Raw genomic sequence first — 17,289 nt, 5'->3', positions numbered from 1 at the left:
TAAAATGAATAACTACAGCGTTATAAAATTTATAAGGTGAATAACTACTGACTAAATTTTATGCCTTGTATTTATCCATTTTTCCTCATGAAAAAGGTGATCACTTAATTAATCAAATTGGTATAAGTGCACTCATAGGTGATTTTAAAAAGCAAAACAGACCCGTGCAATACCAGCTGTTTATCTTAAAACTGACCGCTAATAGCTTTCTCTTAAGTCTGACCGCTGATTTTTTTAAAAACAGGACTAATAGCGAAATTCATCTGGGATCGGTAAGTTTTTGGCCACCGGTTTAGGCCGTCGCGCCTGGCCTTTTTTATGGGCACTGAGCTGAAAAATAAAGGCCAGTATTTGCGCCACTGCCGCAAATAATTGTTCGGGGATCTCTTCATTGGGCTCTGCGGTATAATATAAAGATCGAGCCAAAGCCGGAGATGCGACAATCTCAATATTATGCTCTTTAGCAATAGTGCGAATATGTAAGGCCATTTCATCTACACCTTTAGCCACCAATACCGGTGCACCGCCGGCTTCAGTGTCATATTTAAGCGCTACTGAATAATGGCTTGGGTTGGTGATCACTACATCAGATTGCGGTACATCTTGCATCATGCGCCGTTGTGACATTTCATATTGCGCTCTTTTGATTCGACCTTTTGTTTCAGGGCTACCTTCAGAGTTTTTCATTTCATCTTTAATTTCTTGCATACTCATTTTCAATTGCCGATTATGATTCCACACTTGATAGGGCGCATCAATAACCACGATAATGCCAATTGAGAACGCTAAGGCTAAAAACATCCACATCAGTAATGACACCGCATGAGCAAAATTATGCGGAATATTCTCCGTGCTTAAACTCAATATTTGGCCAAACAAGCTACTCAATAACAAATATGCTGAAATAAAAACCACAAAAAATTTAAGAATCGACTTAATAAGTTCAACATAGGACTGCACACCAAACATGCGTTTAAAACCGGCTATTGGCGAAAGTTTACTGGCTTTGGGGGCCATCGCTTCCCAAGAGAAACTGATACCGCCCAGCAGCATATTACCAATGAAAGCCGCAATAACAATAATAATATGTATCCAAAGAAAAGGTACCGTTATTGCACTGATACTCTCACTAACTATTTGATACAAGGCATGCACATCCATGGTTTCTTTACGGCTTAAACTTAGTAGACGTGTCATCATCTTAGCTAAGCCCTCAACCAAAGCATCACCCATTAACATGATTGCTGCCGCACTACCGACTAAAACAAACATAGTGCCTAAATCTTTTGAGCGCGCTATTTGACCTTTTTTTCTCGCGTCAGCCAGTTTTTTCGCTGTCGGTTCTTCAGTTTTTTCACCACTATCAGATTCAGCCATTAGGGCGCAGCTCCACAATCAATCAGGTAACAGCTAAAATCTAGCGCCCGTTGCCACTGCATAACAAAATGACTATAGAAATTCCCCATGGTTAACCACATAATTAATAGCCCTGCACACATGGTGACAGGAAAGCCGATAGCAAAAATATTTAATTGCGGCGCTGCTCGCGTCATAATACCAAATGAAAAGTTAATTAATAACATAGCCGTTAAAGGTGCAATAGCCAGTGACAAAGCAGTGGCAAACATCCATTCGCCCCATTGAGCAATTTCTTTAAACTTAATACTGGAAAATTCAGGGGCCGGAATAGGAATAGTGTCAAAACTGGCAACAACAAACTGTAAATAAGCTAAGTGGCCATCCATTGCCCAAAATAACAATGACGATAAAATTAAAAAGAACTGACCTACCGCTGGCACACTTGTGCCACTGGCGGGATCAACCAGCGAGGCAAAACCTAAACCAGTTTGCATCGCAATAATCTGGCCTGCTAAGGTAAAAGTGTTGACCACCATCACAGTAACAAAGCCGAGCATGATGCCAATAATCATTTGCTCACCAATAAGCAAAGTGGTCGCTAATGAAAACATATTATCAACACGAGTGGCCGGCAATGCCGGCATAACCGCAACAGTAATCGCTAAGCACAAAAACAGTTTTACTCGCCCCGGAATGGCTTTTGCCCCTAAGCCTATCATTGACATCACCATGGCTGAAATACGCGTAAACGGCAGCAAAAAATCAGCCATGCTTTGATTAATTATTGATTCCGTGAACTCCATGGTTAACTCACTACACTAGGGATGCTGCCAATCAGTCGAATGGTATAGTCCATTAATTTTTGTACCAACCAATGTCCGCCTATAATTAAAGACAGCAAAGTCACAATTAAACGTGGTAAAAAACTCAAGGTTTGTTCATTTATCGAGGTAGCCGCTTGGAATACCGCGACAACCAAGCCAATGATCAGGCTTGGCACAATAACCGCACTCACTAGAACAATCACTAGAAACAGCGCATCTCGTAAAATATCAACAAATACCTCAGGACCCATTACGTAGCTCCCATACCGTAACTTGTTGCTAGTGTGCCTATCACTAAATTCCAGCCATCAATAAGCACAAATAACATTAACTTAAATGGCAACGATACGATCATCGGCGATAGCATCATCATTCCCATCGCCATTAAAATACTGGCCACCACCAAATCTATGATTAAAAATGGAATAAATAACATAAAGCCGATTTGAAATGCTGTTTTTAATTCACTAATAACAAAGGCTGGAATAATTACTGTCATCGGTAAATCGGTGGGTTTATCAACTTGTGTTATACCCGCCATTTGCGCCAAGGTATCAAGATCTTTAATCCGCGTTTGTTCTAACATAAAGGCGCGCAATGGTACTTTCGCTTTATTAATCGCCTGAACAGAGGTTAATTGATCTTGTAAATAAGGCTGAATCGCACGGGCATTAATTTCGTTATAAACCGGCGTCATAATAAATAAGGTCATAAACAAAGTAATACCAATAATCACCTGATTAGACGGCGTTTGCTGTAAACCAAAGGCCTGCCGTAAAATAGCCATTACCACCACAATGCGGGTAAACGACGTCATCATGATCACCGCTGCCGGTATAAAACTCAGCGCGGTCATAAAAATTAATATTTGTAAGGTCACTGAGTACTCTTGCGAGCCATCAGGATTAGTGGTCAAGGTTAACGCAGATAATGAGAGGTCATCGGCCGCAAAACTAGTATTACTAATGAGTAAAAACGACAAAATCGTAAACAATAAAGTTACGACTTTGTTTAACGATAATAATGATTTTTTATTTTTGTTTATCATAGCTTTTTATCGCTTTTTGTTTGAATAGTTTTACTAACGACTGAGCAAAATCAACATTGTTTTCTTTGGCATTCACCAAAGGCTTATCGAGGGTTTCTAACAGGGTAATTTGCTGCGTAGTAACGCCCAACAATAGTTGTTTATCTCCCGCTTGCACCACCACTAACTTCTCTTTGGATCCAAGGTGTAAACTGGTGACTATTTTTAATCCTTGGTGAGTCTGACTAACGCCTTGAAAGCGTTTTAAGATCATGGCACTAATAATGATAACAGCGAGCACCATCAGTAGTGACAAGATCATGCTCATAGCATCCATATTGGCGGCAACATGCTTACCCACTTCAACAGGAGCATCGACTAAAGTAACATCGCTTACATCGCTCACAACTGCTTGCGCGTGGCCAAAGGTTGCAAAAGCCAAGCAACTAAAAAATACTGACAAAGTTTTTTTCATTAGTGGCTATTTTAACTTTTTAATACGTTCAACTTGGCTAATAACGTCAGTCAAGCGGATACCAAATTTATCGTTAACCACAACCACTTCACCATGAGCAATTAAAGTACCATTAACCATGACATCTAATGATTCACCTGCAACGCGGTCAAGTTCAACCACCGAGCCTTGGTTCAGTTGTAACAGATTTCGAATACTAATATTACTGCGCCCTACTTCCATAGAAATAGTGACAGGTATATCTAAAATCGCATCGAGCTTACGCTTGTCTTCACCAGATATAGTGTCACTGTCTTCTTTTAAGTCTTCCAGTTCCACCGCTTTAGCCGCCTCTGCGCTAGCTTGCTCATCCATCGCTTCATCCCACATGCCTAATTCATCTTTGTTTTCTGTGCTCATGCTGTTTTACCTCAATTTTCATCGAGTAACGTCAAAAGATTTACGTTACTCATTTGTTGCTTTTTATTATGCGGTTTTTACACCACATTTAATCAGTACTGTTTTATAAATACTGTTCTATAAATGCTGTTTTATAATTAATCGTCTAATAAATGCAGTTCTGCGTCACTGTCTAAACGCTTACCACCTTTAGTCAAAATAGTAAGTTCTGATTTAACGGATTCTGGACGCTTAATTTTTGATTCTATCTTCAGCGCTAAGTTATTGCGACTTCGACCAAGTTTAGCCCTAAATGACGGTAATTTTTCTACTAATACAGTAATATGCTCAGGCATTTCAATTGGAATAATGTCACCTTTTTTCAGGTCCATAATTTTTTGTAATGGCAGGGTAACTTCGATAAATTTAGTTGATATCTCGACCGAAACATCCATAACTTCATCACGCAAAGCCTTTGACCAACGCATATCGGTATCTTCTTTGTCAGTTTGTAAACCGGCATCAAGTAATTCACGAATAGGCTCCAACATGGCATAGGGTAAAACAACATGAAAATCGCCACCACCCCCATCAAGTTCGATATGAAAAGAACTAATGACCACCACTTCAGTCGGGCTAACAATGTTTGCCATTGACGGATTAACTTCTGAGTCAAGAAATTCAAATGAAACATCCATCACCGGTGACCAGGCAACTTTATAATCTTCAAAGATAATTTTTAACAACATCTGCACGATGCGACGTTCAGTAGGGGTAAATTCGCGGCCCTCAATTTTTGCATGATATCGACCATCACCACCAAAAAAATTATCCACTAATATAAACACCAGCCGAGCTTCCATGGTGATTAATGCGGTACCTTTTAAGGGCCGAAAGCGCACCATATTCAAACTCGTTGGCACAAATAAAGTATGTACGTATTCTCCAAACTTAATCATTTGGATACCGTTAATAGACACCTCTGCGGTACGACGCATCATATTGAACAAACTAATACGCATATGACGTGCAAAACGTTCGTTGATCATCTCTAGCGTTGGCATGCGGCCACGAACAAGACGATCTTGCGAAGAAAAATCATAATCAGATGTCTCTCCTGACTTAGCAGAGTCCGCTACAGTTTCTTCTTCTTCAACATCATCAACACCGTGTAAAAGTGCATCAATTTCATCTTGAGATAATAAATCACTCACTCAATAGTCTCTTTATCTTGTTAGTTTAGTTACACTATTCACAAACCATAGCCGTTAACTTAATCAGCAGTTTAAGCAAAAGTTCAATTAACCGATCAATCAACTAACGCCTGCTTTTATTTAAAGCTATTACTGCATAACAAAGCTGGTAAAAAGTACTTTTTCAACAATTGCACTCCCCTCCACTTCGGTCATTACTTCCTGAGCTGCCACTAAAGACGCTTGCTTTAAAGATATTTTTCCTGCACTCGTGGCTAGAACATCCGCATTCGATTGCGAGAAAACGCCCAACAACGCACTTTCAATTAACGGTATATGTTTTTTGGCCGCTTCTTCATTTTCAGCGCCCCGTACCAACAATTGCACACGAATTTCGACAAGGCGGTCGCGAGTAACTCCTGGTACATTAAAACGAAAATGTCTTGGCATAGGAACATACAAGGCTGAGCCAATTTCAACACCTACGGTTGCTGTCATTTCACTTGCCGAACCTAAAGCGCCATCAATCTCAGCTTGTGAAAGCTCATCATCGCCACCCAATAGAAAAAATGCAGCCACACCGCCAGCAATAGCCAAAATTACAACAATAGCGATAATGATAATCAGCTTTTTTTTCTTAGCTGGATTATCCAACTCAAGTTCTTTTTCGTCGGCCATGATTCTTACCTGTGAAGAGTTTTTATATCTATTGTTAAACTATATCGTTGAATAGCTGCTAATCCAAAGGGTTTATCAAGTATTGTCAGTGTATTAGTGAATTTAAGCATAGTAATCGATACCCGTTGACGAAGCTTTGAACACATTCACCATTGCCTGATCATTTTCACTGAAATTGTCTTCAGCTGACTCAGTGCTTTGACCATTGCTAGCCTGATTATCAAAACCATTGCCACTTTGCTCTTTCGCTTCGCGCTGTTCGATATTTGCCTCTCCAACATCAACACCGCTTTCAGCCAGCATATCGCGTAACTTACCCATATTTTGCTCTAAAGCCTCTCGTGCTTGTTGGTTTTGCACAACAAATTGCACAGCAGCTTGCTCATTTTGTAAATTCACTCGTACATGAATATTGCCCATCTCTGGTGGGTCAAGTTGAATTTCCACTTGTTGAATTTTTTGATTAATCATCACCATCACTTTATCTTTAACAGCGTCGGCAAAATCTTTGCGGTAAATGGCCATAGTTTCGACCTGCATAGCAGAAATTGATTTTGATGGTGAGGGAGTATTTGTGGTTAATTGATTGACCGTACTTTCAAAACTTTGCTCTTGCTGGGCAGCCACCAACTCGGCAGCACTTGCGATGGGCTGGGCTTGATTGTCTAGTGTTTGGTTAAAAGCTGAAGCAACTTTATCAGCTTGTGGTGTTAACTTGTCATTCTCAATCTTAGAAAACTTTTGTGGCTCAAGCATGGTGCTGGCTACTTTATCAATGTCTTCATTTACCACCGCTTTATGATTAACATCAAGTTTTATCTCTGTAGCCGATGTCGTCACCACACTAGCTGTGCTTTGATTAACGAGGTGAGTTTGTCTTGCTGCGCTATCACTACCACGTTTAAATTCACTAGCTTTATCGCTGGCATTATCTTGCAATGCTGCATGGTTAGTGGCTTGGTCAACACCTTGATTTTTCTCTAAGGCGGCCTTGCCTTCTTCAGTCAAGGCTTCTATACCTGCTTGCTTGGCTAATAGCTCGGCATCATCAGTGACCCCTTGCTCATTAGCTAATGACCTTGTACCGGTTGCTGCTGTTATTTGCCTATCACCTGATGTAGCCTTGCCCGGCATTACGCCTGCTGCGCTATTATTTGCTGCAGGTTTTTTCAATAATTGCTCTGCACCACTTAACATTTTTAATAAATCAACCGCGTCATCATTTTCGACATCAGTAGCTAAGCTACTTTGGACTTTATTTACGGCAGATTCAGCTTGAAAACCAAGGTAAGTTGTTGGCTTATTGCTAGGCACTTGTAGCTCATTTTTCACACCCAGTTCACTATGAGGAGAAATTGGCACCGGTAAAGTATGGCCATCCTCGGCTTCATTGGCTTTTGATAAACGCTCGCTTTTTAAAGCCTGTTGGTGTTGTTCTGCCGCTTTAGACGCAAAATTGCCATAGGGCTCAGCATTTTTCTCTGATGCTTCCGCTTTTTTTCTGGAGTAGTGTTGCGCCATCGCATCATTAAATGCATTACTTTTAGCTTCACTTTTTATTGATACTCCAACCTTAGCGCCATGGTTATCAGGGCTTTGGCCAGCATCAGCAGACAATAAATTCATTTGAGACATAACAGACCTTTCTTAAACGTAGACTTAAGCGCAAGTTAATAAATTTTTTCTTTCGTTACTCTATCGTAGTCTTTCGTTATTTAAGCAATATTCATTCCAAAAATATCTTTAAAAGTTTTTTAAAAATACAGTCCAAATAAGTCCAGACTAAAAATAAAGCCATATTAATTACCAACAGATTAATTAATTGCTCCACTTAAAATGCTTTACCTAATAACGTTATTTTTTGTACGCCTTGGCATACGTCAGCTATTACTCAACAATATGTTCAGACATTTTTCTACCGGCTTATCCCTATAAATCGCCCCCACCTCAATCTACAATTTTAGCGCTAAAATTAAAATAAACTGAGTGTATGTCAGCAGTAATGACTGGTCTTGAATTTGAGTGTTACTACTCATGGGCTTTGCTCAAGTCGTCAATCTAGTAGGTTTTAATATTAAACGGCTGGAGTTTAACGGCGTCGGCGAACAAATTGTTGTGTCGCCATTTCATCAAACATTTTTTGTTCTTTTTTATTAGCGACTAATTGCAAGGCGGCAAGTTTTTTATCACGCAGTAATTCCACCGCTTGTATTTTTCGTCTTTGCTCTAGCCATTGTTTTCTTCGAGTTTCAACCAGTGCTTTAGCTTGATGAACCGCCACTTTAACCTGTTGAGAGGCGTTATCTAGTTTCGCGATAAAAGCATGAAAATGGCTATAGCTTGCACTATCAATACCCGCTATTGAGCGCTCATTAAGCCGGCGCATATATTCCAAACGATAATCACTAACACTTTTTAAGCGCGCTTTATTTTGTTCATAATCAACCTCCGCCGTTTGTAATGCTTGTGAGGCTTTTTGTTCTTTATCAAGTTCATACTTGTATAAGGTGTTCAGCTGTTTCATCGGTTTAGCAACCTATTAGTTATTGTTCGACTGATTTCTATTCGCATGAGCTTGCGCTGCCGCCAAGACTTCCTGTAGCTGGGTTAAACTTTGATCATAAGGGATGATTTCAAGCGTTTTTTGCTGTAAGAAAAACTGAATAACTGGTTGTAAGTCAATTGATTGATCAATTCTTGGATCCGTACCTCGGCTGTAGGCACCAATGGCGATCAAATCTTTATTTTCTTGATATAAGGCATAAATTTGTCGTAATTGTCTGGCAAGTTGTTGATGTTCTTCGCTAGTTACCATCGGCATCACTCGGCTAATCGAACCTTCAATATCAACCGCTGGATAATGCCCAGCATCGGCTAATTTTCGCGACAAGACAATATGACCGTCTAAAATGGCACGGGCAGCATCAGCAATCGGGTCTTGTAAATCATCGCCTTCAGTTAAGACTGTAAAAAATGCACTGATTGAGCCTTGGCCATCACCGCCATTACCCGCTCGTTCAACGAGCTGGGGTAATTTAGAGAAAACCGATGGCGGATAACCTTTAGTGGCCGGTGGTTCGCCTACCGCTAACGCTATTTCGCGTTGCGCTTGTGCATAACGCGTTAATGAGTCCACTAGTAATAAAACATTTAAACCCTGGTCACGAAAATATTCACTGATCTGCACGGCAGTTTCACAGCCTTTAAGCCGCATTAACGCTGAATTATCAGCCGGTGCTGCCACCACAACAGAACGTGCACGCCCCTCTTCACCTAAAATTTCTTCAATAAACTCTTTAACTTCTCGGCCACGCTCACCAATTAACCCCACCACAATAACATCAGCGTTTGTACCACGTGTCATCATACCTAATAGCACACTTTTACCGACACCTGAGCCAGCAAACAAACCCATTCGTTGCCCAACACCAACGGTTAAAAAGCTGTTAATCGAACGCACACCAACATCTAGCGGCTCTGTAATTGCACGTCGTGATAAGGGATTAATCGGTTTACTGTCATATTGATAACTATCAGATGCCTTAATCGGCCCTTTATCGTCAAGTGGTTTACCAACACCGTCAATAACCCGGCCTAACAAGTCCATTGATAAGGGCAGACGTGCTTTAGTCGATAAAGGCACGACACGCGCCCCAGGTAATACCCCTTGCAAGCTTTGCTCTGGCATCAAAAAAGTTATATCTTGGGCAAAGCCAACAATTTCAGCAATAAGATCACCTTGTGATGTTTCCACCAAACATTGGCTACCCACTGCGGCTTTAACGCCAACCGCTTCTAAAGTTAAGCCCACCACACGCACTAAACGCCCAGCCACAGAGACACTGTGCGGGTGAATAAATTTTTCACTATTTTTTAAACGTTCAGTTATGCGATTGATATCAACCATAGAAATTTTTACACTTATTAATAAAGTTTAGTGGGACAATATTTATCGTTACCCGGTTTATTTGTGTCGTGTTCATTTGTGCAAGATTCATTTGAGTAGGGTTTATTTGAGTAAGGTTGATGACTTATTTTTTATTGATCTCCAGTTTATTGATATAAAGCTTCTTGTAAAAATGAGTCCAAAACCTCGTTCAAGCGCGATTTAACACTCAGATCAATATTAGAGGTACTGTTTTCGATTTGGCAACTCCCAGGGCTTAATTGCGGAGCGGCCAGTAAGCGCCAACCTTGTTCTTGAATATGCGTGGCACCAAATTGTTGCTCTACTAATTTAATGTCTGTGGGATGCAATAAAATTTGGGTTTGAGACTCTTGTGCCGGTAAGGCCTTAATACCTTCAGCGATAGCCGATAGTAAAATATCTGGGTTGGTTTTCGCTTCATGCTTAGTCACCGCTTGGGTTAATTGCACGACTAACTGTAATAATTGCGCCTCAACATTTTTCTCAACGTTAAGCAAAGGTTGATGTAATTGGTCTAATAGAGTTTGCATCGCTGCGATTTGCTGTGCACTGGTTTCTTTACCTTCGGCTAAACCTTGTCTCACACCTTCTTCATTACCTGAAGTTAAACCGGCTTCATGACCACTGGTTTTACCTTCATCAAAGCCGGTAGCAAAACCGTCTGCTTTGCCCTCACTAAAGCCTTCTTCAAATGCCGCTTGACGAATGTCCTCTATATCTTGTGCCGTTAGTGGCACAGGCTCATTCACTTCTGTCTCTTCTGGCGGCTCATAGCGCCAGTTCATAGCCTTACCTAATGCATTAGTTTTACTAACGTTCTCATCTTCATCTGGTTGTAAACCCGGTGCTGACCAGGTATCAACTTTTTCAGTTTTTTTTGTGGCTATTGCCCCAGTGCTTGGCTCAGAATTTGGTGCCATTATTTTACACTCTCACACTTTTGATTATAAGAATTCATCGCCGCCACCGCCGCCACCTAGCATAATTTCACCTGCGTCAGATAAGCGATGAGCAACCGCCAAAATTTCTTTTTGCGCCGCTTCAACTTCACTAATACGCACCGGTCCCATCACTTCCAGATCGTCAGCTAGCATTTCGGCAGCACGTTTCGACATATTAGCCATAATTTTTTCTTTTAAGGCTTCGTCAGCACCTTTTATTGCTTTCATTAGCGCATCTTGCTGCACTTCTCTTAAAATGGCTTGAATACCTCGGTCATCAACATCGGCAAGGTTTTCAAAAACAAACATTAAATCTTGTATTTGCTGACTCATTTCTTCGTCATGTTCGCGAATTGAAGCCATCAAGGTGCCTTCAACATTGTTGTCTAAATAATTCATGATATCTGCAGCTGCTTTCAAGCCGCCCATTTTCGCGGCTTGTGCCCCCGCTTGACCGGCGAATTGTTTCTCCATGATCTCATTTAATTCTTGTAAGGCCGCGGGTTGAACCTCTTCTAAATTGGCAATACGCATCATCAGGTCCAAGCGCACTTTGTCAGCGAACTGGGTCAGTATTTCGGCTGATTGATCCGGTTCAAGGTAAGATAAAACGATAGTTTGAATTTGAGGATGTTCATTGCGAATAATATTCGCCACTTGCTTCGAGTCCATCCATTTCAGAGAATCAAGACCCTTAGCACCGCCACCCTTAATAATTTGATCAATAAGGTTACCGGCTTTATCTTCGCCTAATGCGGCAGTTAATGCTTTGCGGACAAACTCTTCACTTTTAAAACCAATGGTGGAGAAATTTTGAATTTCGTTAATAAACAACTTATGCACTGCCGTGATTTTTTGTTGAGTAAAATCTTCCATACCGGCCATGATCATACCCACTTTTTGCACTTGCTTCGGCTCTAAGTGTTTTAGTATTTGTGCAGCGTCTTCTTCTGAAAGGCTCAACAATAAAATTGCGGCTTTTTCGGCACCATCAAGTTTATTGACGTCATACCCAGAGGATTGTTGCTCTGCTAATTCTTGATTTTCATCACTCATTTTCGGTTAACCAACTTTTAACTACCTGCGATGATAACTCTGGCTCGTTTGCCACTAATGCCCGTACTGCCTTTAATACATCGCCATCGCGGTGTAAATCAGGCAATTGTAAACTACCGTCGGGAGCAAAGCCAATCGCATCAGCATCGAAATCAGATGTTAACATGTCCATGGTCTCATCACCCAAATCGATATGGCTATCGAGTGACTTATCACCATAGTCACTCGGGGTTTTTTCGGGGTGAATTAGGCGTTTTAACATCGGACGAACGACCGCAACAAACAGCGTAGCAATTAAGATAACTGCCCCAAGTAATTTTGCATATTTATAAATAGTGGGATCTTTCCACAAAGGTAGTGGCTCTACAGCGATAATTTCTGGACGAGAAAACGGTAAAGTCACTACTTCTAATGAGTCACCACGTTGTAAATTAAAGCCAATACTGCCTTGCAATAAACGACGAATATTAGCCATTTCTTGGACAGAGCGTGGCGTTGGCACAGGCTCGCCTTGAGCATTTAGCTCAGATAAGTAATCTAAAGCAACAGAGACACTAATACGATGAATAACGCCAGTTTGCTGCTTGGTGTAGCTAATAGCCTCATCGAGTTCATAGTTACGTGTCGACTCAGTATGTTTACGGCCTGGCATACTACGTTGTTGGGCATTACCCGTAGCATCTTCGGGAATATTGCTGTCGAGCGGTGGCTGATTAGTTAACGCGCCTGGAATACCGCCAAGTAAGCCACCAATAGTATTATCTTCCACCTTCATTTCGCTGCGCAAAGCGGGTAAATCTGAGTTATAACGCCGTTGAGTTTCTTCGGTGTTGGTAAAGTCCATAGCCACGTCAACTTGCGCGGTAAAGTTGCCCAAACCTACCACTGGAATTAAGATTGAATCAATCTTATCCATATATTCTGCTTCACGTTTTTGTTCAATTTCAAATTCTTTACGCGAGCGTGACGAGACAGAGTCTTGTGAGCCAGAATTGAGTAATCGACCGTTTTGATCGGTCACCGTCACTCGATTAGGCGAAAGGCTTTGTACTGCTGATGCCACGATATCTACTACCGCGTCAACTTCTTCTTCAGACATCAGGCGACCACGACGCAAAGTCAGTACCACAGTAGCCGATGGGTTTTTTTCACGTTTAGCAAAAACATTTTCACGTGGAATAGCAAGTAACACCCGCGCCCGTGAGATAGACTTTAACTCTTCGATTGTCCGAGCAAGTTGTTGCTCTCGAGAGTGTTTTAAACGCTCAGTTTCAAGACGTTGACTAACACCAAATCCCATGTCTTGCATAAGAATTTCGCTACCTTCAGAAGGCGCATCACTTAATCCACCACGGGCTAGCATGAGCTTAGCACTTTGGTATTCGTCACTTTCTACCGATATTGTGTTGTTTTCTTGACGGTATTCAACTTGATTACTGTCTAAAAAATCCATGGTTTTAATCAGTTGTTCGGTGGGCAGTTTAGTTAAAAAGCGGTATTCTGGTTGATTAGCGAGCATAATAACAAAAACAGCAATCGCGAAACAAATCGCTAACGCAATCACTATGGTAATTTGACGCAGGAAGTCAACATTACCCATGGCAGCGGCTAAGCCTGATTTTTGTTCACCAACGTCATCGGCACCATCTCTGGCGACTAAGTCATTGTTACCATCTGCCAGCATTAAATTTGTGTTGTTTGTTGAATCTGCCACTTACTTCTCTCCGCATCACTATCATTTTATGCTTAACAACTGAGCCGCTATACCGGCATACTCATAATTTCTTTATAAGCTTCAACAAATTTATTACGCACCTGAATTGTCGCATCGAAAGCAATACCAGCCTTTGACGCCGTAATCATGGTATCAGCCAAAGTAACATTGCGATCGCCAAGCTCAAAAGCGGTACGCTTTGCACCAGCATCTTGTTGTAGTTCATTGACATTATTTACAGCATCTTTTAACAAGCTACCAAAGTCACCACCAGCTTTGCTCACCGGTGGTGTGCCCATGCCATTTGCTTCACCTATCGGTAGTCTATTACCCATAGCTTCCATCGACATGCTTTGCATTTGGGCGTATAAAGAATTAGTTTTAATATCCATGGCTATCTCGCTTACGTCAATTTCTTGTTACTTAGTGTTACCTAAGGTTAAAGCAAGCATAGTGCCAAGCTAAATAATATCGTAAAATATTGAAAAAATCACCTGATATAAAAGCTAAAATATCTTTAAAAAGGCTTTAAAATCAAATATAAGATAACAATAAATAAATAGAGATAAATATTGAATCAAACGAAAAAAACGACGTTAAAGGCGTCGTTTTTTTGTTACAAGCAGGGCTAAGGCCATTTTTTAAAGTGGTATATTAATACCACTATCACGCATGCGGGCAATTTTATAACGTAAGGTCCGTGCACTAATACCTAAACGCTCCGCCACATCTTTACGACTGCCACGACAAGCGTGCAAGGTATCTAATATTATTTGATGTTCTTGTAATTTAAGTTCACTGCCTAATTTGTCATTTTTTGCAGCGTCTACTGCCTCACTTTCCACTTTGGGTGTTTCAAAATCATCAATCAATAAATCATTGGCATCAATACAACGATCGCTTTGTAAAATTAACGCCCGTTGAATAACGTTGTCTAACTCTCGTACATTACCCGGCCAGTCATAAGCCAATAATTTACTGCGCGCGGCGGCGGTAAATTCAGGAATAACGTTACCGTCTTTTTGACAAATACGGCTAATAAGATGAGTCGCCAATGGCAGAATATCATCTCGGCGCTCATTCAGTGGTAACCAGGTTAATGGAAATACATTCAGTCGATAATATAAATCTTCTCTAAAAATACCGTTTTGCACAGCGGCTTTTAAATCGCGGTTACTGGTGGCTATTACTCTAACGTCTAAGCTGATGGTTTTGCGTCCACCTATGCGCTCTACTTCTCGCTCTTGCAACACGCGTAAAATTTTTGCTTGCAAACCTAAGTCCATTTCCGTTATTTCATCAAGTAAAATGGTACCACCTTGCGCTTGTTCAAACTTACCTGGGCAAGCTTGAATAGCGCCGGTAAAAGCACCTTTTTCATAACCAAATAAAGTAGCTTCAAGCATGTTCTCAGGAATAGCAGCACAATTAATCGCCACAAAAGGCGCTTGGCTACGTGGCGATTGATTGTGAATATATTGTGCCAGCACTTCTTTACCTGAGCCACTAGGCCCCAAAACCATAACAGAGGCTTCGGTATTAGCCACTTTTTTGGCGAGTTTTAATAACTCAAGACTTTGGGCATCAGACACCACGGGATCGCAACCATCATTAACTTGTAACGGCACATACTGGCTAACCATATTCAGTAAGACTTCGGGCGCAAAAGGTTTTGCCATATAATTACGCGCACCGTCTCGCATCGCTTGTACGGCATCATCAATGGTGCCATACGCGGTCATGATCAATACGGGTAATTTTGGATAATTATGGCGAATACTTTTTAGTAACGAAAGTCCTGACATGCCACCCATTTGCACATCACTGACCACTAAATCGACGTTGTGCGACTTAAGTTTTATCAGTGCGTCTTCACCTGAATCTACGGCTAAACATTGATAGCCCGCCAACAGCAAAGTATCAACAAGTGCCTCTCTAAGTCCGGCATCATCTTCAACTACCATGATTTTACTTGTGCTCATGACTAAGCTCCTTAGACAAAAATGTATCGTTTTCACAACCTGTCAATGCGGCGGTAGGGTCTTCACTCACCAGTAGCGGTATTTTCATACAAAAATGCGCCCCTTCACCCGGTTGACTTAACAAGCTAACTTCACCTTGGTGGGCGTTAGTTACTGATTTCACCACCGCTAGGCCTAAGCCTGTGCCTTGACTTCTTGAGGTATAAAAAGGTTCGAATATTTTATCAGCAAGCTCGCCGCTGATACCAGGACCGTTATCACGAACACTAATATAGCCATATTCGCCCTGACAGTAAGCACTAATGTCGATAACCGCATCAGCTTTAATTACCGATAAACTATTGTGTATTAAGTTTTGAATTGCCCCTGACAAGGCACTAGTATTGCCTAAGATCTCACCACCTTGTTGACAAAAATTTAGTTTAACTTTTGCACCAGCTTGACTCACTTGTGGCTCAATTGCTTGTTTGGCTTGCTCAATAAGTTGATTAATATTGACGGGTTCAACAACGGCTTTACTGCCACTTTTAGCAAACAGCAACATGTCGTTAACTTGCTGTTCTAAATCATGTAAACGTAGCATTAATTTATCTTGAAAATTAATCCGTGCATCATCAGTAAGTTTTTTATTTCGTAAATTAGCACCGTACAACATCGCAGCCGATAGTGGCGTACGAATTTGATGCGCCAATTTTGACACCATACGCCCTAAAGACGACAGTCGCTGTAGTTGGCCAAGCTTATCTTGTAAGAGTCTTGTTTCAGTTAAGTCGGTGATCATAATTAACTGCCCAGGTTGGCCACCTAAAGTGGTAATTTCCAACTTAACCCGGCGACCATCATTTAAAGAAACCTCATGCCAATCATCAGCTCGGGGTTTAAAAGAGCGTTTAATCACACCAAACCAAGGCTGCCCCAAAATGGGCTCATCAAGCAAACGTTTAGCGGTATCGTTAATTTTCACTACAATACCGTTGCCATCGAGCATAATCATCCCAGTTGGCATAACATCAATAACGTGTTGTAGCTGTTTATTTTGTTGACGTAAGTACGCCAATTCACCCGCGTAGCTTTCACTTTCTAATCGATTGGATTGCTCGCGTTTAAAACTAACCTCATCAAATGAAGTTACTACACGATTCAGCGCAGGGTTGGCTGAAGAAGAGTTGGTCGATGTCGAATAGGCAAGTGCCATAATATTTTACCCGAGTAAAGAAGTACACTCGAACAAAGCATGAACTATGCCAACCAATTAAACTCATATTATTCAGTAACTAAAGCTAGTTATTTTGATTGATATTTGCTGTCAATAAAATGGCTGAAGCCAAGAAACAGTAAGAAAAAGCCTGCACATCCACACTTAAATCAGCGCTATTGCCATTTGACGAAAGGAAATCGCCTGTACACTTAAAATAATTTCAATGCTAATTAATGCTTACCAATGCAGATCAGATATTGACACCAACAACCGTTAAATTTCATTTAACTTGATGGACTGAAGTCCAACCTGCGTTAAGCCTACATAAAACCTACGGGTGATAATGTAGCGTTGGGCGATTGCTTTGTAGGTCGGACTTTAGTCCGTCAACGGTTAAGCGGGCGATTAATGTGATGGGTTAACAAACATTTACTGTGAGTATTGTTTTGTTTATCGGGATTTGTGCCCAAAACGGTTAAATTTCATTTAACTTGATGGACTAAAGTCCAACCTACATCGGGCCTACGGGTGGCAAC

The 17,289-nt window shown here is 41.1% G+C and carries 17 protein-coding genes; all 17 read right to left on the bottom strand.

Going from position 1 to position 17,289, the window contains the following annotated elements; genetic code table 11:
* Nucleotides 1-246: 246 nt before the first annotated feature.
* The 17 genes from flhB to ESZ39_RS15700 all read right to left on the bottom strand — a co-directional run bounded on the left by flhB (nt 247) and on the right by ESZ39_RS15700 (nt 16,750).
* Nucleotides 247-1,377 carry a flagellar biosynthesis protein FlhB gene (gene flhB / locus ESZ39_RS15780; protein WP_146880884.1) on the bottom strand — a complete coding sequence of 377 codons (1,131 nt, stop codon included), beginning with the start codon at nt 1,375-1,377 and terminating at the stop codon, nt 247-249.
* Nucleotides 1,377-2,162, bottom strand: a complete 786-nt coding sequence (fliR, locus tag ESZ39_RS15775; RefSeq protein WP_146880883.1) for a flagellar biosynthetic protein FliR — start codon at nt 2,160-2,162, stop codon at nt 1,377-1,379. Before fliR ends, flhB begins: the two co-directional genes overlap by 1 nt.
* Nucleotides 2,163-2,164: 2 nt before the next feature.
* A complete protein-coding gene (gene fliQ, locus ESZ39_RS15770) occupies nt 2,165-2,434 on the bottom strand; it encodes a flagellar biosynthesis protein FliQ (RefSeq protein WP_146880882.1) in 270 nt (89 codons plus the stop codon).
* Nucleotides 2,434-3,231: a flagellar type III secretion system pore protein FliP gene (gene fliP / locus ESZ39_RS15765; protein WP_146880881.1), complete on the bottom strand. Its 798-nt coding sequence runs from the start codon at nt 3,229-3,231 to the stop codon at nt 2,434-2,436. Before fliP ends, fliQ begins: the two co-directional genes overlap by 1 nt.
* On the bottom strand, nt 3,215-3,685 hold the full coding sequence (fliO, locus tag ESZ39_RS15760; protein ID WP_146880880.1) for a flagellar biosynthetic protein FliO: 471 nt from the start codon (nt 3,683-3,685) through the stop codon (nt 3,215-3,217). Before fliO ends, fliP begins: the two co-directional genes overlap by 17 nt.
* 6 nt (nt 3,686-3,691) lie before the next feature.
* Nucleotides 3,692-4,084 carry a flagellar motor switch protein FliN gene (gene fliN, locus ESZ39_RS15755; protein WP_146880879.1) on the bottom strand — a complete coding sequence of 131 codons (393 nt, stop codon included), beginning with the start codon at nt 4,082-4,084 and terminating at the stop codon, nt 3,692-3,694.
* Nucleotides 4,085-4,221: 137 nt separating this feature from the next.
* Complete coding sequence (gene fliM / locus ESZ39_RS15750) at nt 4,222-5,277, bottom strand: flagellar motor switch protein FliM (RefSeq protein WP_146880878.1); 1,056 nt, start codon at nt 5,275-5,277, stop codon at nt 4,222-4,224.
* Nucleotides 5,278-5,406: 129 nt separating this feature from the next.
* Nucleotides 5,407-5,934 (bottom strand): flagellar basal body-associated protein FliL, encoded by a 528-nt coding sequence (gene fliL, locus ESZ39_RS15745; protein WP_146880877.1) that lies wholly within the window; start codon nt 5,932-5,934, stop codon nt 5,407-5,409.
* Nucleotides 5,935-6,036: 102 nt separating this feature from the next.
* Nucleotides 6,037-7,569, bottom strand: coding sequence for a flagellar hook-length control protein FliK (locus tag ESZ39_RS15740; RefSeq protein ID WP_146880876.1), 1,533 nt, complete (start codon nt 7,567-7,569; stop codon nt 6,037-6,039).
* A gap of 454 nt (nt 7,570-8,023) precedes the next feature.
* A complete protein-coding gene (fliJ, locus tag ESZ39_RS15735; protein ID WP_146880875.1) occupies nt 8,024-8,458 on the bottom strand; it encodes a flagellar export protein FliJ in 435 nt (144 codons plus the stop codon).
* A gap of 15 nt (nt 8,459-8,473) precedes the next feature.
* The gene (gene fliI / locus ESZ39_RS15730; RefSeq protein ID WP_146880874.1) at nt 8,474-9,841 is read right to left on the bottom strand and encodes a flagellar protein export ATPase FliI; all 1,368 of its coding nucleotides are present in this window, start codon (nt 9,839-9,841) and stop codon (nt 8,474-8,476) included.
* Between the two features lie 146 nt (nt 9,842-9,987).
* On the bottom strand, nt 9,988-10,782 hold the full coding sequence (gene fliH, locus ESZ39_RS15725) for a flagellar assembly protein FliH (RefSeq protein ID WP_146880873.1): 795 nt from the start codon (nt 10,780-10,782) through the stop codon (nt 9,988-9,990).
* 24 nt (nt 10,783-10,806) lie between these two features.
* A complete protein-coding gene (gene fliG, locus ESZ39_RS15720) occupies nt 10,807-11,859 on the bottom strand; it encodes a flagellar motor switch protein FliG (RefSeq protein WP_146880872.1) in 1,053 nt (350 codons plus the stop codon).
* On the bottom strand, nt 11,852-13,573 hold the full coding sequence (gene fliF, locus ESZ39_RS15715) for a flagellar basal-body MS-ring/collar protein FliF (protein ID WP_146880871.1): 1,722 nt from the start codon (nt 13,571-13,573) through the stop codon (nt 11,852-11,854). The genes fliG and fliF overlap by 8 nt, the downstream gene beginning before the upstream one ends.
* A gap of 47 nt (nt 13,574-13,620) precedes the next feature.
* Complete coding sequence (gene fliE / locus ESZ39_RS15710) at nt 13,621-13,965, bottom strand: flagellar hook-basal body complex protein FliE (RefSeq protein ID WP_146880870.1); 345 nt, start codon at nt 13,963-13,965, stop codon at nt 13,621-13,623.
* Between the two features lie 249 nt (nt 13,966-14,214).
* Nucleotides 14,215-15,555, bottom strand: a complete 1,341-nt coding sequence (locus ESZ39_RS15705; RefSeq protein WP_146880869.1) for a sigma-54-dependent transcriptional regulator — start codon at nt 15,553-15,555, stop codon at nt 14,215-14,217.
* Entirely contained in the window at nt 15,542-16,750 is a 1,209-nt protein-coding gene (locus tag ESZ39_RS15700) for a sensor histidine kinase (protein WP_146880868.1), read from the bottom strand. Before ESZ39_RS15700 ends, ESZ39_RS15705 begins: the two co-directional genes overlap by 14 nt.
* Nucleotides 16,751-17,289 lie beyond the last annotated feature (539 nt).

This window comes from Colwellia sp. C1TZA3 (genome assembly GCF_007954265.1).
GTDB lineage: Bacteria > Pseudomonadota > Gammaproteobacteria > Enterobacterales > Alteromonadaceae > Cognaticolwellia.
This window is presented reverse-complemented; position numbering and strand designations above follow the sequence as displayed.

Bases quoted from the DNA above. Each gene is read 5' to 3' on its own strand.
- fliR (WP_146880883.1), bottom strand. From the start codon at position 2,162: ATGGAGTTCACGGAATCAATAATTAATCAAAGCATGGCTGATTTTTTG.
- fliE (WP_146880870.1), bottom strand. From the start codon at position 13,965: ATGGATATTAAAACTAATTCTTTATACGCCCAAATGCAAAGCATGTCG.
- fliP (WP_146880881.1), bottom strand. From the start codon at position 3,231: ATGATAAACAAAAATAAAAAATCATTATTATCGTTAAACAAAGTCGTA.
- ESZ39_RS15700 (WP_146880868.1), bottom strand. From the start codon at position 16,750: ATGGCACTTGCCTATTCGACATCGACCAACTCTTCTTCAGCCAACCCT.
- ESZ39_RS15740 (WP_146880876.1), bottom strand. From the start codon at position 7,569: ATGTCTCAAATGAATTTATTGTCTGCTGATGCTGGCCAAAGCCCTGAT.
- ESZ39_RS15705 (WP_146880869.1), bottom strand. From the start codon at position 15,555: ATGAGCACAAGTAAAATCATGGTAGTTGAAGATGATGCCGGACTTAGA.
- fliI (WP_146880874.1), bottom strand. From the start codon at position 9,841: ATGGTTGATATCAATCGCATAACTGAACGTTTAAAAAATAGTGAAAAA.
- fliQ (WP_146880882.1), bottom strand. From the start codon at position 2,434: ATGGGTCCTGAGGTATTTGTTGATATTTTACGAGATGCGCTGTTTCTA.
- flhB (WP_146880884.1), bottom strand. From the start codon at position 1,377: ATGGCTGAATCTGATAGTGGTGAAAAAACTGAAGAACCGACAGCGAAA.
- fliO (WP_146880880.1), bottom strand. From the start codon at position 3,685: ATGAAAAAAACTTTGTCAGTATTTTTTAGTTGCTTGGCTTTTGCAACC.
- fliL (WP_146880877.1), bottom strand. From the start codon at position 5,934: ATGGCCGACGAAAAAGAACTTGAGTTGGATAATCCAGCTAAGAAAAAA.
- fliJ (WP_146880875.1), bottom strand. From the start codon at position 8,458: ATGAAACAGCTGAACACCTTATACAAGTATGAACTTGATAAAGAACAA.
- fliN (WP_146880879.1), bottom strand. From the start codon at position 4,084: ATGAGCACAGAAAACAAAGATGAATTAGGCATGTGGGATGAAGCGATG.
- fliG (WP_146880872.1), bottom strand. From the start codon at position 11,859: ATGAGTGATGAAAATCAAGAATTAGCAGAGCAACAATCCTCTGGGTAT.
- fliH (WP_146880873.1), bottom strand. From the start codon at position 10,782: ATGGCACCAAATTCTGAGCCAAGCACTGGGGCAATAGCCACAAAAAAA.